The 25,276-nt window shown below is 64.3% G+C and carries 24 protein-coding genes; 17 read left to right on the forward strand and 7 right to left on the reverse strand.

Annotation, left to right across the window (positions count from 1 at the left end):
• Positions 1-45 precede the first annotated feature (45 nt).
• The 8 genes from AC097O_RS06355 (at position 46) to AC097O_RS06390 (ending at position 9,790) form a co-directional block, all read left to right on the forward strand.
• On the forward strand, positions 46-1,419 hold the full coding sequence (locus AC097O_RS06355) for a GH1 family beta-glucosidase (protein WP_479591996.1): 1,374 nt from the start codon (positions 46-48) through the stop codon (positions 1,417-1,419).
• Between the two features lie 95 nt (positions 1,420-1,514).
• Positions 1,515-2,756, forward strand: coding sequence for an ABC transporter substrate-binding protein (locus tag AC097O_RS06360; RefSeq protein WP_479591997.1), 1,242 nt, complete (start codon positions 1,515-1,517; stop codon positions 2,754-2,756).
• Positions 2,757-2,887: 131 nt separating this feature from the next.
• Positions 2,888-3,802 carry an ABC transporter permease subunit gene (locus AC097O_RS06365; protein WP_315187034.1) on the forward strand — a complete coding sequence of 305 codons (915 nt, stop codon included), beginning with the start codon at positions 2,888-2,890 and terminating at the stop codon, positions 3,800-3,802.
• Between the two features lie 2 nt (positions 3,803-3,804).
• A complete protein-coding gene (locus AC097O_RS06370; protein ID WP_479591998.1) occupies positions 3,805-4,707 on the forward strand; it encodes a carbohydrate ABC transporter permease in 903 nt (300 codons plus the stop codon).
• Between the two features lie 147 nt (positions 4,708-4,854).
• Positions 4,855-5,934, forward strand: coding sequence for an ABC transporter ATP-binding protein (locus AC097O_RS06375; RefSeq protein WP_479591999.1), 1,080 nt, complete (start codon positions 4,855-4,857; stop codon positions 5,932-5,934).
• 70 nt (positions 5,935-6,004) lie between these two features.
• Positions 6,005-7,198 carry an MFS transporter gene (locus AC097O_RS06380; protein WP_479592000.1) on the forward strand — a complete coding sequence of 398 codons (1,194 nt, stop codon included), beginning with the start codon at positions 6,005-6,007 and terminating at the stop codon, positions 7,196-7,198.
• A 91-nt stretch (positions 7,199-7,289) separates the two neighbouring features.
• The gene (locus AC097O_RS06385) at positions 7,290-8,783 is read left to right on the forward strand and encodes a sensor domain-containing diguanylate cyclase (protein WP_479592001.1); all 1,494 of its coding nucleotides are present in this window, start codon (positions 7,290-7,292) and stop codon (positions 8,781-8,783) included.
• Between the two features lie 80 nt (positions 8,784-8,863).
• Entirely contained in the window at positions 8,864-9,790 is a 927-nt protein-coding gene (locus AC097O_RS06390) for an SGNH/GDSL hydrolase family protein (protein ID WP_479592002.1), read from the forward strand.
• A gap of 4 nt (positions 9,791-9,794) precedes the next feature.
• Here the strand turns inward: AC097O_RS06390 and AC097O_RS06395 are convergent, their stop codons facing one another.
• The 3 genes from AC097O_RS06395 to AC097O_RS06405 are packed head-to-tail and all read right to left on the reverse strand — an operon-like array spanning position 9,795 to position 12,326.
• On the reverse strand, positions 9,795-10,586 hold the full coding sequence (locus AC097O_RS06395) for a phosphatase PAP2 family protein (protein WP_479592003.1): 792 nt from the start codon (positions 10,584-10,586) through the stop codon (positions 9,795-9,797).
• On the reverse strand, positions 10,576-11,379 hold the full coding sequence (locus AC097O_RS06400) for a metallophosphoesterase family protein (RefSeq protein WP_479592004.1): 804 nt from the start codon (positions 11,377-11,379) through the stop codon (positions 10,576-10,578). The genes AC097O_RS06395 and AC097O_RS06400 overlap by 11 nt, the downstream gene beginning before the upstream one ends.
• Complete coding sequence (locus tag AC097O_RS06405) at positions 11,376-12,326, reverse strand: diacylglycerol/lipid kinase family protein (protein WP_479592005.1); 951 nt, start codon at positions 12,324-12,326, stop codon at positions 11,376-11,378. The genes AC097O_RS06400 and AC097O_RS06405 overlap by 4 nt, the downstream gene beginning before the upstream one ends.
• A 163-nt stretch (positions 12,327-12,489) precedes the next feature.
• Between AC097O_RS06405 and AC097O_RS06410 the strand changes: the two genes are divergently transcribed.
• Entirely contained in the window at positions 12,490-13,662 is a 1,173-nt protein-coding gene (locus AC097O_RS06410) for an MFS transporter (RefSeq protein WP_479592006.1), read from the forward strand.
• Position 13,663: 1 nt separating this feature from the next.
• Here the strand turns inward: AC097O_RS06410 and AC097O_RS06415 are convergent, their stop codons facing one another.
• Positions 13,664-14,131, reverse strand: a complete 468-nt coding sequence (locus AC097O_RS06415) for a CYTH domain-containing protein (RefSeq protein WP_479592007.1) — start codon at positions 14,129-14,131, stop codon at positions 13,664-13,666.
• Positions 14,132-14,413: 282 nt separating this feature from the next.
• Here AC097O_RS06415 and AC097O_RS06420 point away from each other — a divergent pair, with 282 nt between their 5' ends.
• Positions 14,414-15,124 (forward strand): YebC/PmpR family DNA-binding transcriptional regulator, encoded by a 711-nt coding sequence (locus AC097O_RS06420; RefSeq protein ID WP_315187063.1) that lies wholly within the window; start codon positions 14,414-14,416, stop codon positions 15,122-15,124.
• 6 nt (positions 15,125-15,130) lie between these two features.
• On the forward strand, positions 15,131-15,736 hold the full coding sequence (locus AC097O_RS06425) for a hypothetical protein (protein ID WP_479592008.1): 606 nt from the start codon (positions 15,131-15,133) through the stop codon (positions 15,734-15,736).
• A 59-nt stretch (positions 15,737-15,795) separates the two neighbouring features.
• On the opposite strand, the gene AC097O_RS06430 is transcribed toward AC097O_RS06425, so the two are convergent.
• From AC097O_RS06430 to AC097O_RS06440, 3 genes are read right to left on the reverse strand one after another with little or no spacing between them, the layout of a single operon-like run.
• Entirely contained in the window at positions 15,796-16,425 is a 630-nt protein-coding gene (locus AC097O_RS06430; protein WP_479592009.1) for a flavin reductase family protein, read from the reverse strand.
• An 8-nt stretch (positions 16,426-16,433) separates the two neighbouring features.
• Positions 16,434-17,447, reverse strand: a complete 1,014-nt coding sequence (locus AC097O_RS06435) for a response regulator (protein ID WP_479592010.1) — start codon at positions 17,445-17,447, stop codon at positions 16,434-16,436.
• Positions 17,437-20,964, reverse strand: a complete 3,528-nt coding sequence (locus AC097O_RS06440) for an ATP-binding protein (RefSeq protein WP_479592011.1) — start codon at positions 20,962-20,964, stop codon at positions 17,437-17,439. Before AC097O_RS06440 ends, AC097O_RS06435 begins: the two co-directional genes overlap by 11 nt.
• Before the next feature lie 163 nt (positions 20,965-21,127).
• On the opposite strand from AC097O_RS06440, the gene AC097O_RS06445 reads away from it, so the two are divergent.
• The 6 genes from AC097O_RS06445 to AC097O_RS06470 all read left to right on the forward strand — a co-directional run bounded on the left by AC097O_RS06445 (position 21,128) and on the right by AC097O_RS06470 (position 25,261).
• On the forward strand, positions 21,128-21,430 hold the full coding sequence (locus AC097O_RS06445; protein ID WP_295954086.1) for an urease subunit gamma: 303 nt from the start codon (positions 21,128-21,130) through the stop codon (positions 21,428-21,430).
• A 7-nt stretch (positions 21,431-21,437) separates the two neighbouring features.
• Positions 21,438-21,623: a hypothetical protein gene (locus tag AC097O_RS06450; protein ID WP_479592012.1), complete on the forward strand. Its 186-nt coding sequence runs from the start codon at positions 21,438-21,440 to the stop codon at positions 21,621-21,623.
• Positions 21,620-21,925 (forward strand): urease subunit beta, encoded by a 306-nt coding sequence (locus tag AC097O_RS06455; protein WP_479592013.1) that lies wholly within the window; start codon positions 21,620-21,622, stop codon positions 21,923-21,925. Before AC097O_RS06450 ends, AC097O_RS06455 begins: the two co-directional genes overlap by 4 nt.
• 2 nt (positions 21,926-21,927) lie before the next feature.
• Positions 21,928-23,646: an urease subunit alpha gene (ureC, locus tag AC097O_RS06460; protein ID WP_479592014.1), complete on the forward strand. Its 1,719-nt coding sequence runs from the start codon at positions 21,928-21,930 to the stop codon at positions 23,644-23,646.
• A gap of 293 nt (positions 23,647-23,939) precedes the next feature.
• Positions 23,940-24,515: an urease accessory protein UreE gene (ureE, locus tag AC097O_RS06465; protein ID WP_479592015.1), complete on the forward strand. Its 576-nt coding sequence runs from the start codon at positions 23,940-23,942 to the stop codon at positions 24,513-24,515.
• Positions 24,515-25,261, forward strand: coding sequence for an urease accessory protein UreF (locus tag AC097O_RS06470; RefSeq protein WP_479592016.1), 747 nt, complete (start codon positions 24,515-24,517; stop codon positions 25,259-25,261). Before ureE ends, AC097O_RS06470 begins: the two co-directional genes overlap by 1 nt.
• The last annotated feature ends 15 nt before the right edge of the window (positions 25,262-25,276 follow it).

Raw genomic sequence — 25,276 nt, forward strand, 5'->3', positions numbered from 1 at the left:
TAACATCGCGGCACTTACCCACTTTGTAGCCTTTTCTGGAGCACCATGCCTGCTGTACCCGCCCTGAACATTCCCGCCACCTCGATCATTGCCCGGCCTGAATTCCTGATGGGAGTGGCCACGGCCTCCTACCAGATCGAAGGCGCTGCCGACGAGGATGGCCGCTTGCAGTCCATTTGGGACACCTACTGCGACGAGCCCGGCCGCGTGCTGCACGGCGACACCGGCGACGTGGCCTGCGACCACTACCACCGCTGGCAAGCCGACGTGGACCTGATTGCCGGCCTGGGCGTGGATGCCTACCGCCTGTCGATCGCCTGGCCACGGGTCATGGACGAAAAGGGCAACCCCAATGCCAAGGGCATCAGCTTTTACAAGAACCTGCTGGACGCGCTCAAGGCCAAAGGCATCCAGACCTACGTCACCCTGTACCACTGGGACCTGCCCCAGCACTGGCAAGACAAGGGCGGCTGGGCCAACCGCGAAACCGCTTACGCCTTTGCCGAATACGCCGACCTGATGAGCCGCGAGCTGGCGGGCAAAGTAACGGCATGGGCCACGCTGAACGAACCCTGGTGCTCCGCCTTCCTGGGCTACGGCATTGGCCGCCATGCCCCCGGCGTGACCGACCTGCGCCAGACCACGCAGGCCCTGCACCACCTGCTGCTGGGCCACGGCTTGGCACTGGCCAAAATCCAGGCCAACGACCCGAAAGCGATGCGCGGCATCGTCTGCAACACCGGTGTGTTTGGCCCGCGTACCGACAGCGCCGCCGACCAGGACGCGTCCTACCTGGCCTATGTGCAGCAAAACCACTGGGTGTTCGACCCGCTGATGCTGGGCACCTACCCGCAAGACCTGTTCCGCCTGTGGCCCGGCTGCGAGCCGCTGGTGCTGGCAGGTGACATGGAGATCATCTCCACCAAGATGGATTTCCTGGGCATCAACTACTACTTCCGTACCGAGATCGAGTCCGATGGCAAAGGCGGCTACCAGGAAGCGCCCCACACCAACGCGGTAGAGCGTACGCAGATGGGCTGGGAGGTGTATCCCCAGGGCCTGACCGACCTGCTGGTGGACTTCAACGCCCGCTACCCCGACATGCCCCCGGTGTACATCACTGAAAACGGCATGGCCAACGACGACAGCGTAGCCGCCGACGGCAGCGTGGCAGACACCCAGCGCATCAGCTTTCTGGAGCGCCACCTGATGGCCGTGGACACCGCCATCATGGCCGGGGTGGACGTGCGCGGCTACTTCATCTGGTCGCTGATGGACAACTTTGAATGGGCCTACGGCTACGAGCGCCGCTTCGGCATCACCCATGTGGACTACACCACCCAGGTGCGCACACCCAAGCACAGTTCGCTGGCGGTACAGGCCTTCTTGAAACAGCGCAAGGAACGCCCCGCGCGCTAACTTTGTTTTCCCTGGCAGGAACGGCGCACACAGGCCGGTTCTGCCCTTCTTTCCCCTGGGCAGTGAGCCCTCTTTCGATAAAAACTGGAGACAACATGCAAGCACAAGTTCGTACCACCGTGGCCCTGGCCATTGCATCGCTGGCCATCTTGGCCACCACGGGCGCACAGGCGCAAACCAAGGCGGAAGTCATGCACTGGTGGACCTCGGGGGGCGAGTCGGCAGCGGTGCAAGAGCTGGCCGCCGCGTTCAACAAATCCGGCGGCCAGTGGGTCGATACGGCCGTGGCCGGTGGCGAGGCCGCCCGTGCTGCGGCCATCAACCGCATCGTCGGCGGCAACCCACCCACCGCCGCCATGTTCAACACCTCGCAGCAGTACCTGGACATCATCAAGGAAGGCATGCTCAACGACATCGATGCCGTGGCTGCCAAGGAAAAGTGGGACACCATGCTGCCAGCGCCCGTAGTCAACAGCATCAAGGTCAACGGCCACTACTACGCCGCCCCGGTCAACATCCATATGCCCAGCTGGTTCTGGTACTCCAAGCCCGCGTTTGCCAAGGCCGGCATCACCAGCGAACCCAAGACCGCCGACGAGCTGTTCGCCGCGCTGGACAAACTCAAGGCCGCTGGCCTGGTGCCCCTGGCACTGGGTGGCCAGGGCTGGCAGGAATACATCACCTTCTACAGCTGGGTGGCCCAAGTCGGCGGTACCGACCTGTACATGAAGTTCTTCAAAAGCCACGACCCGGCGGTCATCAACACCCCCGCCTTCCGCAAGGTGCTGACCGACTTCAAGCGCCTGAAAAGCTATACCGACGCAGGCTCTCCTGGCCGCAACTGGAACGACACCACCTCGTTGCTGATCACCGGCAAGGCGGGCGTACAGATCATGGGCGACTGGGCCAAGGGCGAATTCAACAACGCCAAGCAGGTGGCAGGCAAGGACTTTGGCTGCTTCCCCGGCTTTGGCCCCAAGTCGCCCTACATCATTGCCGGTGACGTGTTTGTGTTCCCCCGCACCAAGGATGCCAACGCCATCAAGGCCCAGCAGATGCTGGCCACCTCGATGACCTCGGCCACCACCCAGGTGGCTTTCAACAACAAAAAGGGTTCCATCCCCATCCGTACCGATGTCGACGCATCGCAGATGGACCTGTGCGCCCAGACCGGCCTGGCCATCATGAAGGACAAAACCCGCCAGATCGCCGTGCCCGACATGCTGCTGGCCCCCGATGTGGGCGGCGCCGTGCAGGACATCATCTCCAAGTACTGGAACACCAACCAGTCGGTGGACGATGTCGTCAAAGCCCTGCAGAACGCCATCAAGGGCTAAGCAGGGGCCGGCCTGGCGCTGACGCGCCAGCCGCACCCGTGCCGACGTGCAAACCCACGTCGGCACAGCTTTGCACTGCATTCCTGACCGCATCCCTCACCGTATCCCGTACCGCACAAAGGACACCTTAGATGGCCACACACTCTCCCCCCTCGCCCCGGCGCGGCAAGCGCCAGAACTGGGCGGTCAACTTCGCCCTGATGCCCATGGCCGTGACCGTGCTGCTTTGCTACCTGGGCACCGTGCTGTGGTCCATCGTGGTGTCGATGACCAGCTCCAAAACCTTCCCCAACACCAACTTCGTCGGCCTGACCCAGTACGAGCGCCTGTTCAGCACCGACCGCTGGTGGCTGTCGCTGCACAACATGGCGCTGTTTGGCGTGATCTTTGTGGTGGCCTGCCTGGTGCTGGGCTTCTTTCTGGCCGTGTTCATCGACCAGAAGGTGCGCGGCGAAGGCATTTTTCGCACCATCTTTCTCTACCCCTACGCCATGAGCTTTGTGGCCACCGGCCTGGTCTGGCAGTGGATGCTGAACCCCGGCCTGGGCCTGCAGGAGGCGGTACGCCAGCTCGGCTTCCCGAACTTTGAATTCGACTGGATCATCAGCCAGGACAAGGTGATGTACGCCATCGCCCTGGCCGCCGTATGGCAGTCGGCAGGGCTGGTCATGGCCTTGCTGCTGGCGGGCCTGCGCGGGGTGGACGAAGAAATCTGGAAGGCCGCGCGCATCGACGGCATCCCGGTGTGGCGCGTCTACATGAGCATCGTGGTGCCCATGATTGCGCCCAGCATCGCCACCGCCACCGTGCTGCTGTCGTTGGGCGTAATCAAGGTGTTCGACGTGGTGGTCTCCATGACCGGCGGCGGCCCCGGCATCGCCAGCGAGGTGCCCGCCAAGTTCATCATGGACTACCTGTTCAACCGCGCCAACATCGGCCTGGCCTCTGCGGCATCCGTGGTGCTGCTGCTCACCGTGCTGGCCCTGCTGCTGCCCTGGCTGTACGCCAAGAACCGCATGGAAAAAAACAATAAAAAGGGCCACTGACCATGAGCACGACCAACTCCCCTATCAAGGTGCGCAACCAGCGCCCTGCCAAATCCTGGTTCACCCCGGCCCGCATCGGCATCTACGCCTTCTTGCTGATGAGCGCGGTGTTCTTTCTGCTGCCGCTGTATGTGATGGTGGTGACCTCGCTCAAGCCCATGGAAGAGATCCGCCTGGGCCAGATCTTCGCCCTGCCCAGCAAGCCCACGCTGGAGGCCTGGGGCATCGCCTGGTCCAGCGCCTGCACCGGGCTGGAATGCACCGGTATCCAGGTGGGGTTCTGGAACTCTTTGAAGATCGTCATCCCCAGCGCGATTTTGTCGATCTTTGTGGGCGCGCTGAACGGCTATGCGCTGGCCTACTGGCGCAGGCCCTGGGCCGGGGTGTTCTTTGGCATTTTGCTGCTGGGCGCGTTCATTCCCTACCAGGTGCACATGTACCCCCTGGTGCGTGGGCTCTCCATGATGGGCCTGTTCAGTACCCTGCCCGCCATCGTGCTGGTGCACACCATCTTCGGCATGCCGGTGATGACGCTGCTGTTCCGCAATTACTACGCAAGCCTGCCCGAAGAGCTGGTGAAGGCCGCGCGCATCGATGGCGGTGGCTTCTGGCGCATCTTCTTCCAGCTGATGATTCCCATGTCCACGCCCATCATCATCGTGGCCGTGATCATGCAGGTCACCGGCATCTGGAACGACTTCCTGCTGGGCCTGGTGTTTGCCGGACGTGAGAACCTGCCCATGACGGTGCAGCTCAACAACATCATCAACACCACCACCGGCGAGCGTCTGTACAACGTCAACATGGCGGCCACCATCCTCACCTCGTCGGTGCCGCTGTTCATCTATCTCATCTCCGGTCGTTGGTTCGTACGCGGCATCGCCGCTGGCGCAGTGAAGGGTTGAACACCCCCAGGCTACAGCGCAAGCGCTTTTCGCCAACCCCCTTGCAGGGGGCAACACCAGCAGCCTGGCAGAGCCAGTTCTGCGGTGTTACTGGAAGGGTGGTCTACCACCTGCCTTGGCGGTCTTACAAAAATTAGAGGAATCCATATGTCTAGTGTCAGCATCCAACAACTCCACATCCGCCTGGGCAATGTGGACATCCTGCAAAACATGAACCTCGAGGTCGTCGATGGCGAATTCCTGGTGCTGCTGGGCCCCTCGGGCTGCGGCAAGTCCACCCTGCTGCACACGATAGCCGGGCTGATCGACGTGCATGACGGCGTGATCGAAATCGGTGGCAACGACGTGACCTGGGCCGACCCGAAGGACCGCTCCATCGGCATGGTGTTCCAGAGCTACGCGCTCTATCCCACCATGTCGGTGGAGCGCAACATGACCTTCGGCCCCAGCATCACCGGCATCGCCAAGGACGAAATCGCCCGCCGCGTGGACCGCGCGGCCACCATGCTGCACCTGGGGCCGCTGCTGCAGCGCAAGCCCTCGCAGCTGTCAGGCGGGCAGCGCCAGCGGGTGGCGATTGGCCGCGCCCTGGTGCGCGATGCCGGGGTGTATCTGTTTGACGAACCGCTGTCCAACCTGGATGCCAAGCTGCGCAACGAGCTGCGCCGCGAGCTCAAGCAACTGCACGTAGACATCGGCAAGACCATGATCTACGTCACCCACGACCAGACCGAGGCCATGACGCTGGCCAGCCGCATCGCGGTGATGCTGGACGGCAAGATCCAGCAGATCGGCACCCCCGCCGAGGTTTACGACCGGCCCATCAACCGCTTCGTGGCGGGCTTTCTGGGCTCGCCCACCATGAACTTCTTCGAGGGCGTGATTGCCTCCGACAACGGCCAACTGGTGTGGCGCGCTCCGGGCCTGACCGTGGACGTGGCCGCCTACCCCTTCGCCTCGCCACCCCACATGGGCCAGAAAGCCGTGCTGGGTGTGCGCCCCGAGCACGTGGACCTGGTGCCCGAAGACCAGCCCGCGCTGGGCAAAGCCACCGTGACCCTGGCCGAGCCCATGGGCGCGATGGTGGTGCTGTGGCTGGACCTGGGCGGCACCGCCATGTCGTGCATCGCCGACAGCCACACCCCGCACCAGCGCGGCCACACCCTGGGCGTGCGCTGCGATGTGCGGCGCATCTCGCTGTTTGGCGAGGACGGCAAGCGGCTGTAACTGCCTGGACTTCCTCCCTCCCCTACCGGGGGAGGGTCGGGGTGGGGGCAGCCCCCGCCACAATCCATCCATGCTCCCCAACGCCCGCCGTTTCCTGATCCTGATGCTGCTGCAGGCCTTTGCCGTAGGCTTGTCCAACATCTTCGTCAACCTCTACATCTGGAACATCGACCGCTCGCTGATCACCCAGGCCCACTACAGCCTGAGCCAGTCGGCGGCGATCTTGCTGAGCTTTCCGCTGTGCAGCCTGCACGCGCGGCGCACCTCGCCCATGGCCAGCTCGCGGGTCGGGCTGGTGATCTTCATGCTGGCCTACGCGGTGATTCTGTGGCTGCAGGAGGACTGCGCCCGGCACGTGGGGCTGATCGGCGGCCTGCTGGGGCTGGCGGTGAGCTTCTTCGTCATCGGCCAGCACATGCAGTTTCTGGAAAACGCGCAGGACGCGCAGCGCGACCGCTTTCTCTACGCCGCCAACTACATGACCAGCGGTGCCGCCATCGTGGCCCCGCTGCTGGCGGGCTGGCTGATACGGCACATTGCAGGCCCGCCCGGCTATAACACCGTGTTCGGCCTGTCGTTGCTGACCTTTGCCGCCGCCGCCTGGTGGTCGACCCGCATCAGCGGCCAGCCGCTGGGCCGCGCCTCCAACCTGCTGGGTGCCTGGCGCAACAAGCAACGCACCTGGCGCGGCATGTTCTGGGTGAGTACCGCCATGGCCACGGTGCAGGGCACCTACACCAGCTTTCTGGTCACCATCATGGCCTACGCCATCCTGCAGGACGAGTTTGCCTTTGGTGCCTACAGCGCCATGGTGGCGCTGGTGGGCCTGGTGTCCAGCATCGCGCTGGCCCTGTGGTCCCAGGCCCGGCACCGGCTGCGCACCTACACCCTGGGCGCGCTGCTGCTGTGCGCCGCGTCCGTCGCGCTGGCCCTGGTGCAAGAGCCCGCCATGCTGGTGGTCTACGGCATCGCCAGCGCCATCGGCATGAACACCATCACCACCTGCGAAATGGCCTGGAGCTACGCCGCCATCGAGTCCGCCCCCGACTACCAGGAACACAAGCTGGACTACATCGTGGTGCGCGAAATCCCGCTGGGCCTGGGCCGCATGGTGGGCGTAGGCCTGTTTGTGCTGCTGCACACCCAGTTCGAAAGCCAGGTGCTGACCCTGGGCTTTGTGCTGTTTGGCGCGGTGTACCTGGCGCTGGTGCCCGCGCTGCGGCGCATCTGGCAACCCACCGAACCCGTACTACAAAAAACATAGCTGCTTGCGCTTTAAGGGTAAGCACCAGGTGCCAAAAAGATACTCGCAATAAGAGTTTAGAGATGTAACTGGATTCTTATACGATAGGTGGGTGAACGCCGCAAATGCACCCACCCCGTCGCAGCACGGACCCGACCGCCCGCCCTGGTGGATTTACCTGCTGCTGCCCCTGCTGCATTTCGCCAGCGTCAAGCTCACTCTGTTCTGCGCCGTGACCCCGGAGACCGAGGCGGTGGTCTGGCTGCCCAATGCCGTGCTGCTGGCCGCCTTGCTGCGCTACCAGGGCCAGCGTGGCTGGGCCATGGCAGCACTGACGACCAGCTCGGATGTGCTGGCCACCAGTTCGGCTTTTCCGCTGTGGGGTGCCGTCTTGCTGAGTCTGGTGAATCTGGCCGAGGTGCTGCTGGCCTACGGGCTGATGCGCCGCATGCAGGTATCGCGGGGGCTGCAGCGGTTCCAGGACTTCGGCAAGTTCATCGCCGCCGGGCCCATCATCGCCGCCCTGCTGGCCGCGCTGCTGGCATCGGTCGTGCTGCAGCGCCTGGATACCAGCACCACCACGCCGTACCTGACCCTGGTGCGGGTGTGGTGGTTTGGCGATGCGCTGGGGCTGTTGATCTACACGCCGCTGCTGCTCAGCTTCTCGGGGCCGGTACGCTCAGCCCCCACCCGCTTCACCCTGCTCGACGGCACCATCGTGCTGCTGGGCCTGGCGCTGGCCGTGCTGGTCTTTACCGCCGAGCGGGGTCAGGTGGGCGGCGTATCGGTCACGCCCGACCTGCTGCTGCCACCGGTGCTGTACCTGGCGGTGCGCTTTGGCGTGCGCTGGACGGCGCTGGCCGTGGCGCTGATCTCCCTGGCCACCGCCTGGGTGTTGACCACCGGCCAACAGCCTTTCGGGGCAGTCGATGTGCACCTGGAAATCGTGCGGGCGCAAGAATTCATCTTCACGCTGTGTACCGTAGGCATTGGCTGCGCCATCTTGCTGTCCGAGCTGAAAACCCACGAACGCCGGCTGGAAGACAAGGTGCGCGAACGCACCCAGGCGCTGGAAGCCTCCAACGCCCGGCTGGCCGCGCTCAGCGCCACCGACGGCCTGACCGGCATTGCTAACCGCCGCCGCTTCGACGAAGTGCTGGCCAGCGAATGGAGCCGGGCCGCCCGCAACGGCCAGCCCCTGGCGTTGGTGATGCTGGACGTGGACTTTTTCAAACCCTACAACGACCACTACGGCCACCTGGCGGGCGACGACTGCCTGCGCCACGTGGCCCGCGTACTGGCCGCACACCTGCACCGTGGCGGCGACCTGGTGGCCCGCTACGGCGGCGAAGAATTTGTGCTGCTGGCTTCGGTACACGATGCTGCCGATGCCATGCACATCGCCGAAACCGCCCGCCAGGCCCTGGTCGCCCTGGCCCTGCCGCATGCGCAATCGCCCTTTGGCACCGTCACCGCCAGCCTGGGCGTGGCCCTGCACCTGCCCGCCGTGGGCGAACCCGCCGAGCTGCTGGTGCAAAAAGCCGACCAGGCCCTGTACCAGGCCAAGGCACGGGGGCGCAACCAGAGCGTGGTGGACGGTCCTTAAGCCAAAGCGAATAGAGGCCAAGGAGAGATTTAAAAACATCCTCTATATGAGGGATGTGGGGAAAAGCGTAAAAAAACAAAATGACAGCTTGGCAATATCGCCAGACCGCTACCGCTGCACCCCAGGAGAAAATCATGGGCTTTGATTTTGTTGGCAAAGTAATCAAATTCAATGGATTTAATACCGATGCGTACAAATCCACCGGAACTACCGGCCCCGACGACCCCAAATTTGCCAAAAGAATACTCTGCGAAGGAGATTCGTGGTTTTCGATAGGTGCCATTCCCTCAGGCAACCTGTTGCTTCCCCTGGAATTTGACCAAGCCACTTTGCTGGTGAATCTGGCGGAACCCGGCGACACCATCCGCAATATGGCTTCCATCAGCGCAAATCCCGTGCTCAAACAAATCATCTTTGATAAAAAATTCTCCACCAAATGGGATGCCATTTTTATCAGCGGCGGTGGAAACGACCTGATTGACGATGCCAACCAGATTATTTGCAAGCCCTCCACTGGCGCTGGCAACCATATGCACGACTACATCAACCATATTGATCTGGAAAACCTGAAGCAGAAAGTAAAAAAAGGTTTTATAGATATAGCCAATCTTCGCAACGGCAGCGAGAAAAATGCCAAGACACCCATCATTGCCCATGTCTATGATTACCCCACGCCCAGAGATGCCAAGGCCACATTTCTGGGGTTCAAAGTAAAAGGGCCATGGCTTTTTCCGGCATTCAAACAACACGATATTCCCGTAGATTTTTGGATATCCATTACCGATTATTTATTTGAGCAGTTGGGGGCCTGCATCATCTCGCTCACATCCCAAATCGACCATTTCCACGCCATCACCTCCACCCGCGAAACCCTGGTTCGCGCCCGGCTCGGCACCGAGGGCCAAGACGGTGACTGGCTCAACGAGATCCATCCGACATCAGAGGGCTACAAAAAGCTGGGCGCCAAAATCTCGGCTGAGATGCGGCATCTGCTGTCAGCGCCTTGATTTTTCAGGGCCGCGTGCGCATCCAGCGCGTCAGCTCGATGCTGGTGATGCACACCACCAGCCAAGCCGTGCCCGACGCAAAGCCCGCCAGCACGTCGCTGGCAAAGTGCACGCGCAAAAACACCCGGCTCACCCCCACCGAGAACGCCAATGCCACCGCGGCCAGCACCAGCGGCAGATGCGCGCGCGGCGGCACGAAGCGGCACAGCACATAGGCCAGCATGCCGTACAGCACCACCGAGCCCGAACTGTGGCCACTGGGAAAGCTGAAGCCGTGGGCCATCACCAGGCCGTCGTCGTGCACCGGCCGCACCCGCTCGAACACCTGCTTCAGTGTGTTGTTGAGCACGCCATTGCCTGCCACCGCCAGCACCCAGGCCAGCGCCAGCCAGCGGCGACCACGCCATACCAATAGCACGGCGACCAGAATGCACACCCCGGTGACGGTGGGGGTATCGGCCAGGCGGGTGAGCCATGCAAACGCCTGCAGCACGCCGGGCGGCAACTGGGTGCGCAGGCTGTCGGCCAGCGCCTGGTCGGCCAGCCCCATGGTCCCATCGGTACCCAGCTTTTCCGCCAGCTCGGCAAACACCCAGGCCCCGCTGACGATCACCGCAAAGCCCGCCGCCAGCCGCAGGCCCAGGTACAGCGCGGGCGACAGGCTGCTTTGGTCGCGCGGCACGTGGATGCGCCGCACCAGCCACCAGCCGCCGGTGGCGGTCAGCAGCAGCAACGCCAGCGTAACCCCATAAATTTCCACCGCCCACGGGGCCCAGGCTTGCACTTCAAGCAGCATGCAGCCCCCGCTCCACCTGGATTGGTGACACTTTTGCGCGTTCAAAAGCCCCGTTTTTGGCAGCGAAATCCCACTGCTCCACTTCACAGCGCCCGGTAGCCGCCTGCCAGCGCAGCAGGTTCACCGAGTTCGGCGCACCCTCGCGCACCCGGCTCGACAGCCCCGTACCCGCCTGCACCGCCCACAGGGGCCGCGCCAGACCCGGCAGGTGCCGCACAAACGGCAGGTGGATATGCCCGCCCAGTACCAGGTCGGCCCCGGCTTGCGCCCAGACCTTTTGCGCTTGCGCGTGGCCGATCAGCAGATTCTTCACGTCTTCAGGCCGCTCCACCGCGATGGGCTGGTGCACCACCACCACCCGCAACTGCGCCGCCGTGGCTCCGGCCAGCAGGGTGGCGACGCGGTCGATCTGCGCGGGCGACACCTCGCCGTTCTCATGCCGGGCGGCGCGGGTGGTGTTCACGCCCAGCACCAGCAGGTCGGCAGAGCGAAACACCGGCTCCAGATCGTCTCCAAAAGCCGCACGGTGCTGGGCGTAAGGGTGCTGCCAGCGCGCCCACAGGTTGAACAGCGGAATGTCGTGGTTGCCGGGAATCGCCAGCAGCGGCCCGCCCAGCCGGTCCATGAACGCCCGCGCCGCGCGGAACTGGGCCCCACGCGCGCGCTGGGTGATGTCGCCCGACAGCACCAGCAAATCGGGCCGCTGCAGGCGGGCCAATTCGGCCAAGGCTTCGACCACCGGGGCCTGCTCGGTGCCGAAATGCGGGTCGGATATCTGCAGCAGCACGGTCATGAACGGCTGCCCTCGGCGGGTTTGAGCAAATACAGCGGCTGCGCGGCCACGCGAAACTCCAGGGGCGTGCGCATGCGGGTCACCTCGCCGTCAAACGCCACCTTGATCTTGCGCCGGCGCGGCTGCACCACCATGCGCGAAAAAGCAAAACTCTCCACGCTGTCGGCCTCGCCCAGCGTGCCCATGGCGCCGCGCACCATCAGGCCCACCATGGCCAGCGTGCCCATGGGTTTGAGCATCACGGCGGCAATCTGGCCGTCGTCCAGCGGGCGCGCCGGGTGGTCGCTGAGGTTCACGCCCACCTGCTCCAGCTGCAGCCGGTTGTTGCCCACAAACAGCGTGGGCGTGCGCACATTGCGCAGCACGCCACCCTGGTCGATCTGCAGGTGCAACTGGCGGTTGAAGCGCAACAGGGTCATGCAGGCCGCACCCAGGGCCACCCAGCGGCTGCGGCCAAAGCGGGCTTTGTAGGTTTCGCGGTCTTCCAGCAGCACCGGGTACAGGCCCAGGCTGGCATTGACCAGAAACACGTGGCCGTTCACCGTGCCCACCTGCACCGGCGTGGGCACGGCCTGCATCAGCATCTGCGCGGCCTGCGCGGGCTCGGTAGAGATGCCGTGGGTGCGGGCAAAGTAGTTGAAGGTGCCCAGCGGCACCACGCCCATGGCGCAGCCCGCGGCGTGCGCCGCCTGGGCCACGGCGTTGATGGTGCCATCGCCGCCCACTGCCACCACCGCCGAGCGGGTGGCCAGGGCGGTGGCCGCGGCCTCGCGCGCCACGCGGGGCAAATCGGCGCCGGGGGCAAAGCGCAGCGCGCCGGTGCGCCCGGCAGCTTGCAAGGCCTGCTCGATCACCGAGCGCTTGGCATCGGCATCGCTGTGGCCCGAGGCGGCGTTGATGACAAAGATCAGCGGCGCGGCGGGGTCTTGGGGAGGGCTTGGGTTCATGGCCTGCATCCTAACAGCCGCAGGCACTGCTTACTACAAAATAAATAGCTGCTTGCGCTTATGGATAGGGCGCTAGAGGCCAAAAAAGCTTACAAAATTCGGCGCCTGCACGAAATAGCCAATCCCCCTAAAATGCAGGGGTTTTCCCTTCAATCCTCCCCCCATGAACCTCCCCCTGCTGGCCTTGGCCGTTGCCGCTTTTGGCATTGGCACCACCGAATTCGTCATCATGGGCCTGCTGCCCGAAGTCGCCACCGACCTGGGCGTCACCATCCCCGCGGCAGGCATGCTGGTGTCGGCCTACGCCCTGGGCGTGGCAGTAGGCGGCCCGTTTCTGGCGGTGGCCACGGCCAAGCTGCCGCGCAAAACCACGCTGGCCTGGCTGATGGCCTTGTTTGTGGTGGGCAACATCGGCTGCGCCCTGGCCCCCAGCTACGGCTGGCTGATGGTGGCGCGGGTGCTCACCTCGTTCTGCCACGCGGCCTTCTTCGGCATTGGCGCGGTGGTGGCCACCCAGGTGGTCGCACCGGAAAAGCGTGCCCAGGCCATGTCGATGATGTTTGCGGGCCTGACGCTGGCCAATGTGCTGGGCGTGCCGCTGGGCACGCTGCTGGGGCAGCAAACCGGCTGGCGCAGCACCTTCTGGGCCGTGTCGGTGATCGGCGTGCTGGCCATGGCCGCCGTGCTGCGCTGGGTGCCTGCGCTGCGCCAGACGCTGAGCGGCAGCGCCTTGGGCGAGTTCCGCGTGCTGCGCCACAAGCAGGTGTGGCTGGCGCTGGGCATGAGCATGTTGGCATCGGCCAGCATGTTCACCATGTTTACCTACATCACGCCCATCCTGCGCGACGTGACCGGCATTGCGCCGCAAAACGTCAGCTACGTGCTGCTGCTGTGCGGCGTGGGCCTGACCATCGGCAACCTGCTGGGCGGGCGGCTGGCCGACTGGCGGTTGATGCCCTCGTTGATGTGCATCTTTGCGACCATCGCCGTGGTGCTGGCCGCGTTCTCCGTCACCAGCCAATGGGTCTGGCCCGCCGTGGCCACCCTGGTGCTGTGGGGCGTGGTGTCGTTCGCCACCGGTGCGCCCTTACAGGTGCGGGTGGTGTCGCAGGCCGGGGATGCACCCAGCCTGGCCTCCACGCTGAACATCGGTGCCTTCAACCTGGGCAATGCCCTGGGTGCCTGGCTGGGCGGCAGTGCGATTGCCGCGGGCTGGTCGCTGCGCACTTTGCCGCTGCTGGCCGCCGGGGTGACGCTGGCTGCACTGGCCTTGACGCTGTACTCGGCTCGGCTGGACCGGGGTGTGCCCGTGCGCGGTGAAATGGTCAACGCCTGACTCAGGCGACTTGCCAATCGCAGTACGGGTGCGTTGCCAGGCGGGAGTTGTAGTAACGCGCATCGTCCGTCACCTCCAGGCCCACCCAGGCGGGCCGGGCAAACACCTGGTCTTCGGATGCCAGTTCGATCTCGGCCACCACCAGCCCGGCGTTCTGGCCTAAAAACTCGTCCACCTCCCAGGCGAATCCCTCGTGCAGGACGACGCGGCGGATTTTCTCGACGGTGGGCCCATCGCACAAAGCCAGCAACTGCGCTGCGTCGGCCAGCGGAATCGGGTATTCAAACTCGGCCCGCGTCGCGCCCTGGTTCGCGCCCTTGATGGTCAAAAAAGCCTGCTCGCCCGCAATGCGCACCCGCACGGTGCGCTGCTTGTCGCGGTTCAGGTAGCCCTGGCTGAGCAGGGTGCCGGGGCCGCTGCGCCAGGCATCGCCGGTGACGAGAAACTTGCGTTCGATTTCTAGGGCCAAGGGGGTCTCCGGAAGGGGGATGAACGGATTGCTACGGGGCTGGCCATTCTGCCAAACCGATGGCTGCGCGCAAAAGCCTAGCTGCTGCCTCTTTCCCGCTGCTGCAAGGTGTTATAACCAAGCCCCGTTAATTAACACCCCCCAGGGTCAGGCGGAACGCACGCCCTTCCAGGGATACCGTGGAACTGGCTTTGCCAGGCCACTGGTATCGCCCCCTGCAAGGGGGTTGGCGAAAAGCGCTTGCGCTGCAGCCTGGGGGTGAGCAACATCCGAAGGATCCCTATGGGCGCGCAGTGGAAAGCAAAAGGTAAAGAGTTGGCAGCCAACGCCAGGGGCCGCGTATTTGGCAAATTGTCCAAAGACATTATGATCGCCGCGCGCAGCGGGGCCGACCCGGCGGCCAATGCACGGCTGCGGTTGCTGGTAGAGCAGGCCCGCAAGGTTTCCATGCCCAAGGACACGCTGGACCGCGCCATCAAAAAGGGCGCGGGCCTGACTGGCGAGGCGGTGCATTTCGACCACGTGATCTACGAGGGCTACGCCCCGCACCGCGTGCCGCTGATGGTTGAGTGCCTGACCGACAACGTGAATCGCACCGCGCCCGAGATGCGCGTGCTGTTCCGCAAGGGGCAGCTGGGCACGTCGGGCTCGGTGGCCTGGGACTTTGACCACGTCGGCATGATCGAAGCCGAACCCGCGGCCAAGGGCGCAGATGCCGAGCTGGCCGCCATCGAAGCCGGTGCGCAAGATTTTGAGCCCGGCGAGGAAGACGGCAGCACCACCTTCCTGACCGACCCCGCCGACCTGGACCTGGTCAGCCGCGCCCTGCCCACCCACGGCTTTACCGTGCTGTCGGCCAAGCTGGGCTACAAGGCCAAGAACCCCATCGCCGCCACCAGCCTGAGCGCCGAGCAGTTGGAAGAAGTCGAAGCCTTCCTGGCCGCCATCGATGCGAACGATGACGTGCAAAACATTTATGCAGGCCTGAATTAACCTTCCATGGACTTTCTCATCCTGGCGATCCTGATCGCCATCGGCAGCTACGCGCTGACCTCGCGCGAGCAGCGCCAGCGCATTGCCACCCTGGGCAGCCACCTCAGCCAGTACCAGATCGAAAAACTGATGGAGACCGTCACCCAGGGCTACCTGCGGGCGCTGGGCGAAAAAGACGCGGCCCGGCAAGAGCAGATCTGGGCCCTGCTGAACACCAGCGAAGCCCAGCTGGCCGAGCAGTTCAAGCGCTTTGCCAGCGAATTTGCCAAGGCCGGTGCCGAGCAGACCCGCGTGAGCAAGATCGCCATCGCCCTGCCCTATGCCGACACGCTGTTCCCCGCCGCCACCTTCGACCTGCGCAAGGCCTTTGCCATCCACGCCCAGGGCATCGCCCGCGCCGCCGACACGGCTGTCGGCACCTCGGCCAAGGACAAGGCCTTCACCATGTCGGCCGAGCTGTTTTTGATGCAGCACACCTGCCACTGGTTCTGCAAATCCAAAACCGTGGCCTCGGCCCGCATGATGGCCCGCCACCAGACGACCTACGCCCAGCTGGTAGCCGCGGTATCGCCCGAAACACGCCGGGCGTACAGCAGCCTGGTGGAAGCCTGATTGCTATCTAAATAGTAGCTTCTCACGCTTATTCAATAAGCGCTGGAGGCCTAAAACGCTCACATTTCATCGATCGGCGTGGAGCGGCTCCCGGCCTGGGCTTGCAGTGCATAGCGCTCGCGGGTCTTGACGTAGAAGCTGGCACCGAAACGGCCTACCGGGTGGTAGTTTTGCAGGCGCACGCGCCAGGTTTCGGTGTCAATGAGTTCGTCGCGGGCGTGCATCCACAGCACTTTGCCGATGAAAATCTGGCGGCTGTCGGTTTCCATCAGCTCCCACAGCGTGCATTCAAACGCCACCGGGGCCTCGGCAATGCGCGGCGGGGCGATGGCGCAGGACGGCGCTGTCGTCAGGCCCACGGCCTCCAGCTCGCTCTGGTCGGGCGGCAGGCGTTCACCGCAGCGGTGCATCTGCTCGGCCAGGTCTTCGTCGCACATGTGGACCACAAACTCCTTGCTGCGCAGGATGTTGGCGGCCGTGTCCTTGAGCTGGCCATCTTTGAGCCGGTTGAGGCTGATCATCACGATAGGCGGCTCCTCGCCCACCATGGCAAACATGCTGAACGGCGCGGCGTTGACCACCCCGCCCTCGCTCAGCGTGGTGACCAGCGCAATCGGCCGGGGCACGATGAGGCTGGCCATCATCTTGTAGCGTTGGTACTCAGAAAGGGTGGCGAAGTCGATGTTCATGGGGTGGGTCAGCCTTCAAATTGCGGATGCAGTTGCCGGATCTTGGTCATGGCGGCCCCGGCGGCGGCGGTGCGGGTTTCTACACCCATCTTCACGTAGACGCGCTCCAGGTGCTTCTTCACGGTGGCGGGGCTGCTGCCCAGGATTTCGCCGATGTCGCGGTTGGTCTTGCCCTTGACCACCCAGTACAGCACCTCGGCTTCGCGGGTGGTGAGCTTGAAGCTCAGGCTCATGGCCTCGATCACTGCCGCGTCGGACACCTCGCGCATGACGATCAGCCAATCGCCCTCTCCTTCTCCCTCCCCTTCCCCATCGCCGGTTTGCTGGTGCAGGCGAAAGCTCAGGCGGCGTGCGCCCTGCTCTATGCTCAGGCGCGGGGGCTCGATCTGTTTCCGGGCGGCGGGTAAATGCTGCTGCAGCCACTCCACCACGAGCGGCGGCGCGAACTGGGGCAAGGGCGCGCTGGTGCCGAAGTAGTCGCGCAGCAGGTCGCGGGCCAGCGGGGTTTGCCACATCAGCTTGCCGTCGCTGGCGCGCACGGTGATGCTGGCGTAGCCGAAAGCGTCCAGCGCGTTGCGGGCCTGGCCGGCCTGGTGGACCTGCTGGCGGGCGCGGCGGGCGCTTTGCAGGTGCACGTTCATGCGGGCCATCACCTCTTTGGGCTTGATGGGCTTGGTCACATAGTCCACCCCGCCCGCCTCCAACGCGGCCACCAGGTGCTCGGTCTCTGTGAGGCCGGTCATGAAGATGATGGGGATGTGGGCGGTGGCCGGGTTGGCCTTCAAGCGCCGGGCCACCTCGAAGCCGTCCATGCCGGGCATCATCGCGTCGAGCAGCACGATGTCGGGCAGGGCCTGGGCGGCGCGCTGCAATGCCGTCTCACCGCGGGTGGCGACGAGGACGGTGTAGCCGGATTCGTCCAGCGCGTCGTGCAGCACGGCCAGGTTGTCGGGCACGTCGTCGACGATAAGCACCACGTCGGAGTTGCTGCGGTCGAGGATGGCTTGGGGTTCAGGGAGCATGGGTGGTATCTGGGCTGGCGGGTGCCTGGGCCAGCAGGCGACCGATGGCTTCAAATTGGAATTGTTGGGCCAGGGTGCGCACTTCCTGCGCCAGGCCCCGGCATGCGGGCTGCGCCTGTTCCAGCGCGGCCAACTGGTTGAGGATACCCCGGTAAAACCCCAGCTCGGCCACCTGGCGCAGCGCCTGTAGCCGGGCTGCATCGGGCCAGACGCGCAGCACCGGCGCGGGCGGTGGCACCTCGGCCACGGCGGGTGCTTCCAGCCACTGGAGCTGCAGGCGGCGCTCCAGCCAGTCGAGCAGCTCGCTGTGGCGCACCGGCTTGGTGATGAAGTCGTCGGTGCGGATGCCGACATCGTTGTCCAGGCCTTTGTCGAACGCGTTGGCGGAGACGATGGCTACGTGTGCCGTACTCAGCCCATCCGACTTGATGCGGCGGATGGTTTCCCAGCCGTCGATGCCGGGCATGGCCAGGTCCATCAGCACCGCATCCGGCTGGTAACCGGCAGCCAGCAGGTCCAGCGCGTCGTGGCCGCTGGCGGCGGTGCGCACCTCAAAGCCCAGGGGTTGCAGCAGTTGCACCAGCAGCTCGCGGTCGGGCTCTTCGTTGTCTACCACCAGCAGCTTGCGGCGCGGCCCCAGGTAGGCGCGGCGCAGGCGCGGGGTACTGCGCTGCACGCCTTGAAGGTCGGCACCGTGGATTTCGGGCAGGAAGAGCTTGACGCGGAACACCGAGCCGCTGCCGGGCGTGCTGACCACGGTCATCTCGCCGCCCATCAGGTCGGTGAGCATTTTGGCGATAGTCAGGCCCAAACCGGCACCGCCGCTGCCAGGGGATGCACCGCGCTCAAAGGGCTCGAACACCTGCGCCAGCTCGTCGGCGTGCATGCCGGGGCCGGTGTCTTCGATCTCGATAAAGGCCATCTCCAGCGCGTAGCGGGCACGCAGGCGCACCCTGCCCGTAGCGGTGAACTTGATGGCGTTGCCCAGCAGGTTGATGAGGATCTGGCGCAGGCGCTTTTCGTCCGCACGCACCTGCTCGGGCAGCACGCCCTGCGGGTCGAAGTGGAACTGCAGGCCCTTCGCGCGGGCCTGGGGCTCGAACATCTCGGCCATCTCGTGCAGCAGGTCGGCAAACGGCATGGGCCGGGTGGCCAGGGTGAGCTTGCCGGACTCGATGCGGGCAATGTCCAGCGTGCCTTCGATCAGCGACAGCAAATGCTCGCCGCCACGCTTGATCACGCCGATGGCCTGCTGCCGGTGCGGGGGCACGCTGGCATCTTCGCCCATGAGCTGCGCATAGCCCAGGATGCTGTTGAGCGGGGTGCGCAGCTCGTGGCTGATGGCGCTGATGTAGCGGCTTTTGGCCTGGTTGGCCTGGTCTGCCTGGGCACGGGCATGCTCGGCTACCCGCTTGGCGGCTTGCAGGGCCTGGTCGGTTTGCGCGTGCGAGGCGATTTCGCGCTGCAGCAAATGGGTCTGGCGATTCGATTCTTCTTGCGCCACCTGGCGGCTTTTGTGCGCCAGCACAAACCACCAGGCCACGATGCAGGCCATGACGACCAGGGCCATGTAGGCTTTGACAAAGCCGGAACGCAGCGCCAGGCTTGGATCAAAATCGGCCTCTACCGCCGATTGCACAAGGGCTTTTAGCTCTTGAAAATATAGCAAACCAAACAAGGTGGCCAGTATGGGCACCACCACCAGCATCAGCAAGATGAAGTGCGCCAGCCCCGTGTCCAGGTAGGGCCAGGCGCGCTGGGGCAGCAGCCAGCGCATGGCCGCCGTCCACTGCACTTTCAGGCTGGCCTGGGGTTTGCACAAATCGCCACAGCGCGCATCCAGGGTGCAGCACAGCGAGCAGATCGCGCCCTGGTAGGCGGGGCACTGCGCCATGTCGGGCGCTTCGTACTCGCGCTCGCAAATCACGCAGCGCTGCACGCGCAGGCGCTGGTAACTGTCGTCGGCCAAAGGCTGGGTGATGCCTTTCCAGTCCGACTGGGGCCCACGGGCGATGTAGTAACGGCCCTGGGTCCACCAGGCCAGCAAGGGCGACACCAGCATGGCCGTGCCCAGGGCGATCACCGCCGAAAACGCCTGCGCCATCGGCCCGAACGCGCCCAGGTAGGCCAGTACTGACAAAGTAGAGGCCAGGCCCATCGCGCCCACGCCCACCGGGTTGATGTCATACAGATAGGCGCGCTTGAACTCGATGCCCGGCGGCGACAGGCCCAGCGGCTTGTTGATGACCAGGTCGGCCACCACCGCCATGATCCAGGCGATGGCGATGTTGGAGTACAGCCCCAACACGTCGCCCAGCGCCTCGAACACGTTCATCTCCATCAGCATGAAGGCGATCAGGGTGTTGAACACCACCCACACCACGCGGCCGGGATGGCTGTGCGTGATGCGCGAGAAAAAGTTGGACCAGGCCAGCGACCCGGCGTAGGCGTTGGTGACGTTGATCTTGAGCTGCGAAAGCACCACAAACAGGGCCGTGGCCGCCACCGCCCAGCCGTACTGCGGGAACACATATTCATAAGCCGCCAGGTACATCTGGTTGGGATCGACCGCGCGCTCGGGCGGCACCATGTGGGTAATGGCCAGGTAGGCCAGCAGCGCGCCGCCCAGCATCTTCAGCACCCCCAGCAGCACCCAGCCCGGCCCGCCCACCAGCACGCCCAGCCACCAGCGGCGGCGGGTGGCCGGGGTGTAGGCGGGCATGAAACGAAGGTAGTCGGCCTGCTCGCCCATCTGGGTGATGAGCGCAATGCCCACGGTGAGCGCCGCGCCGAAGGACAGCAGATTAAAAGTATCGGCATGCCCGGCCACACCACCATAGTGCAGCACCCCGGCAAACGCGCTGGGCTCGCGCATCCACACGTAGACAAACGGCACGACCAGCATGATCAGCCACAGCGGCTGGGTCCAGACCTGCAGGCGGCTGATCATGGACACACCGTGCGTGACCAGCGGAATCACCACCAGCGCGCAAATCAAATAGCCCCAGCGCGGCGGTATGCCCAGCGACAGGTCCAGCGCGTAGGCCATCACCGCGGCCTCCAGCGCGAAAAAGATGAAGGTGAAGGACGCGTAGATCAGCGAGGTGAGCGTGGAGCCGATGTAACCAAAGCCCGCGCCGCGGGTGAGCAAATCCATGTCCACCCCGCAGCGTGCGGCGTAAATGCTGATGGGCAGCCCGGCCAGAAAGATGATCAGCCCGGTGGCCACAATCGCCCAGAAGGCGTTCACAAAACCGTGCTGCACCAGCAAGGTGGCCCCCACCGCCTCCAGAATCAAAAACGATGCCGCGCCAAACGCCGTGTTGGCCACCCGCCACTCGGACCACTTGCGAAAACGCTGCGGGGCAAAGCGCAGGGCGTAGTCTTCCAGGGTCTCGCTGGCCACCCAGCTGTTGTAGTCGCGCCGGATCTTCACCACCTGCTGGGGGGCGTCATTCAAAGGGGTCAGGTCGGAGTCGGTCACTGCACGATCTTCGCAGCTTTTGTGCCCAGCCATGCACCAAGCTTGTGCGCCATTTGGCGTAGGCCTACGGCATACCGCTTGCTTAATAATGCGTGACAAACATCACATTTAGCGAGCCTCCATGGAACTCACGCCGCGCGTTCGGCCAGCTTCTGCGGCCGCGCGAGCTAACTAACTAAATATCGAGTGCAACGAGATGGAACTGACTCCTCGCGAAAAAGACAAGCTGTTGATTTTTACCGCCGCCCTGCTGGCCGAGCGGCGCAAAGCCCGGGGCCTGAAGCTGAACTACCCCGAGGCGATTGCCTTCATCAGCGCCGCAGTGATGGAAGGCGCGCGCGACGGCCAGAGCGTGGCCCAGCTGATGAGCGCAGGCCGCAACATCCTGACCCGCGCCGACGTGATGGACGGCATCGCCGAGATGATTCCCGACATCCAGGTAGAAGCCACCTTTCCGGACGGCACCAAGCTGGTCACCGTGCACCAACCCATTTTGTGAGCCTTGTATGAAAACTACTAAATTGATAGCTGCTTGCGCTTTTCTGATAAGCACGGGCACCGTATTTGGCCACGAAGTCCCCGGCTTGGGCAGCAGCCACTGGCATACCTCGGATGCCGTGGGCTATTGCGTGCTGGCGGCATTGGCGGGGGTGTCGGCCTGGGCACTGTGGCGCGACCGGGGCGGCAAATGACCCCCGGCGAACTGCTGGTAGACGAGGGTGAGCACCCGCTGAACACCGGGCGACGCAGCGTCACCTTGGTGGTCAATAACACCGCAGACCGGCCCATCCAGGTTGGCAGCCACTACCACTTTGCCGAAACCAATGGCGCGCTGGGCTTTGACCGGGCTGCGGCGCAGGGCATGCGGCTGAACATTGCGTCGGGCAGCGCGGTGCGCTTCGAGCCCGGCCAGCAGCGCACGGTGGAACTGGTGGATTACGCGGGCGACCGCACGGTGTATGGATTTCGCGCACTTGTGCAAGGGAAACTCTGACCATGGCAACCATTGGCAAACGCGCTTACGCCGAGATTTTTGGCCCCACCGTGGGTGACCGGGTCCGCCTGGCCGACACCGACCTGCTGATCGAAGTCGAAAAAGACTACACCCTGGCCGCAGGTGCCTACGGTGAAGAAGTCAAGTTTGGCGGCGGCAAGACCATCCGCGACGGCATGGCGCAGTCGCAAAAAATGCGTTCTGAAGGGGCCGTGGACTGCGTAATGACCAACGCGCTGATCCTGGACCACTGGGGCATCGTCAAAGCCGACATTGGCCTCAAGGACGGACGCATCGTGGCGATAGGCAAGGCGGGCAACCCCGACGTGCAGCCGGGCGTGGACATCATCATCGGCCCCGGCACCGAGATCATCAGCTGTGAAGGCAACATCGTCACCGCAGGCGGCATCGACAGCCACATCCACTTCATCTGCCCGCAGCAGATCGAAGAGGCCCTGGCCAGCGGTGTGACCACCATGCTGGGCGGCGGCACTGGCCCGGCTACCGGCACCTTTGCCACCACCTGCACGCCCGGCCCGTGGAATATCGAGCGCATGCTGCAGGCGGCAGATGCCTTCCCCATGAACCTGGGCTTTCTGGGCAAGGGCAACGCCAGCCTGCCCGCCGCGCTGCACGAGCAGATCGACGCGGGCGTGATCGGCATGAAGCTGCACGAAGACTGGGGCACCACCCCCGCCGCCATCAGCAACTGCCTGGACGTGGCCGAGCTGGAAGACGTGCAAGTGGCCATCCATTCCGACACGCTCAATGAAAGCGGCTTCGTCGAGAACACCATTGCTGCCACCAAGGGGCGCGGCCTGTGCGCCTTCCACACCGAAGGCGCGGGCGGCGGGCACGCCCCGGACATCTTGCGGGTGGTGGGCGAGGCCAACTTCTTGCCCAGCAGCACCAACCCCACCATGCCCTACACCGTGAACACGCTGGACGAGCACGTGGACATGCTGATGGTCTGCCACCACCTGGATGCCAGCATCCCTGAAGACCTGGCCTTCGCCGAAAGCCGCATCCGCAAGGAAACCATTGCCGCCGAAGACGTGCTGCACGACCTGGGCGCGATCAGCATGATGAGCAGCGACAGCCAGGCCATGGGCCGCGTGGGCGAGGTGATTCTGCGCACCTGGCAGACGGCGCACAAGATGAAGACCCAGCGCGGCAGCCTGCCCGAGGACAGCAGCCGCAACGACAACTTCCGCGCCAAACGCTACGTGGCCAAGTACACCATCAACCCGGCGCTGGCCCACGGCATCAGCCACGAAGTGGGCAGCATCGAGGTGGGCAAATGGGCCGACCTGGTGGTGTGGAAACCGGCCTTCTTCGGCGTGAAACCCGCGCTGATCCTCAAAGGCGGCTTCATCGCCATGGCCGCCATGGGCGACCCCAACGCCAGCATCCCCACGCCCCAGCCCGTGCACTACCGCCCGATGTTTGGCGCCTACGGCACGGCATTGGCGCGCGGCTCGCTCACCTTTGTGTCGCAAGCCGGGCTAACCGGTGGCATCAAGGAGCGCTTCGGCCTGGCCAAGACTTTGAGCGCCGTGAAAGACATCCGCGCCGTGCGCAAGCAGCACATGGTGCACAACAGCTATCTGCCGAAGATGGAAATTGACGCGCAAACCTACAGCGTGCGGGCGGATGGGGTGCTGCTGACGTGCGAAGCGGCTGTAAGCTTGCCGATGGCGCAGCGGTATTTTTTGTTTTAGGTAGGTAAATCAGGGAATGTTTACGAATCCAACCCACGGAAAGTGTCGCGGTAATCGTCCATAAACTCACGTCCTAACGGAAGTTGCACATCCGGCACCTGATCGTCTCGCGTGAGTAAAACCCCGTTAGCGGTTACCGTCCACAGCAACGCATCGCCCTCTGCGCATTTAAGTCGGTCCAACAACTCGGGGGGCAAAATGACCCCCACTGAGTCACCGATTTCGATTAATTTCAGAACTGGCATACACGCATCCTCCAATGACTGCATTCAACTGATTATCTACAGCCCGCCATGCTCCAAACCTCCAAACTCATCCCCCAAGGCAAAGGCCTGGCCCCTGCCCTGCTCAAACGTGGCAGCACCGTCGAACTGGACTGGGACGTGCGGCAAAAAAGCCGCTTCGATGCCACCGATTCCCTGGGCCGCCAGCTCGGCGTTTTCCTGCCCCGCGGCACCCTGGTGCGCGGTGGCGATGTGCTGGTGGTGGAAGACGGCTCGCTGGTCCAGGTACTGGCAGCCCCCCAGCCGGTGCTGGTTATTACCATCCACGGGCATGGCACACCTTTCGACCTGACCCGCGCCGCCTACCACCTGGGCAACCGCCATGTGCCGATTGAGCTGCAGCCCGACCACCTGAAGATCGAACCCGACCACGTGCTGGCCGAGATGCTGCGCGCCATGCATTTGACGGTGGTGGAAGCCACGGTGGCGTTTGAGCCCGAAGGCGGTGCCTATGCGGCGGGCGGACACAGCCATGGCGACCACAGCCATGCAGCACCCAAGCCCGTTGCCATTCCGATCAAAGCTGCCCCCCACGTCCATGGCCCTGGCTGCGGGCATGACCATGGGCACGGCCATTCCCACTGATGTTGCGCGTTCGTCCTCAAGTTGCGCCATTCCGGAGAAGGCCCGCTAGAACTGTAGCGCCACAGGAATCGGCCACACCCAGCCTGCTGCAACTGATCTGGCTGGCGTCGCCCGCCCTGCCGGTAGGCGGATTTTCTTACTCCGAGGGGCTGGAAGCGGCCGTAGACAGGGCGGGAGTAGCTACAGAAAGTGCAGCATCCGACTGGCTGATCGACCAACTGCACCTGGCGCTGACCCGGGGCGACCTGGCGGCAATAGCCAAAGCCATCCCGGCCTGGCGGCGCGGCGATATCACCTATGTGGCCGAGCTGAACGCCTGGGTGCTGCAGACCCGCGAAACCAGCGAGCTGCGCGCCCAGGCCGAGCAGATGGGCCGCTCGCTGCTGGAATGGCTGCGCAACCACCATACCGCGTCAGCCCAGCAGATAGCGGCCTGCGCCCAGATGCAGCCCACCTACCCCATCGCCTACGCCCTGGCCGCCTCCGCCACCCAGGCCCTGCTGCGCGACTGCATGCTGGCCTACGCCTTTGGCTGGGCCGAGAACATGACCCAGTCGGCGATCAAATCGGTGCCGCTGGGCCAAAGCGCCGGGCAACGCATCCTGGCGCGCCTGGCCGCTGACATTCCCGCCGCCGTAGACCGCGCCATCCAACTCCCCGATAGCCAGCGCCAGGCGTTCTCGCCCATGCTGGCTATTCTGAGCAGCCAGCACGAAGTGCAATATTCAAGGCTTTTCAGGTCATAGCGCTTATTCCACAAG

Source organism: Rhodoferax sp. LS1P39 (assembly GCF_056521425.1).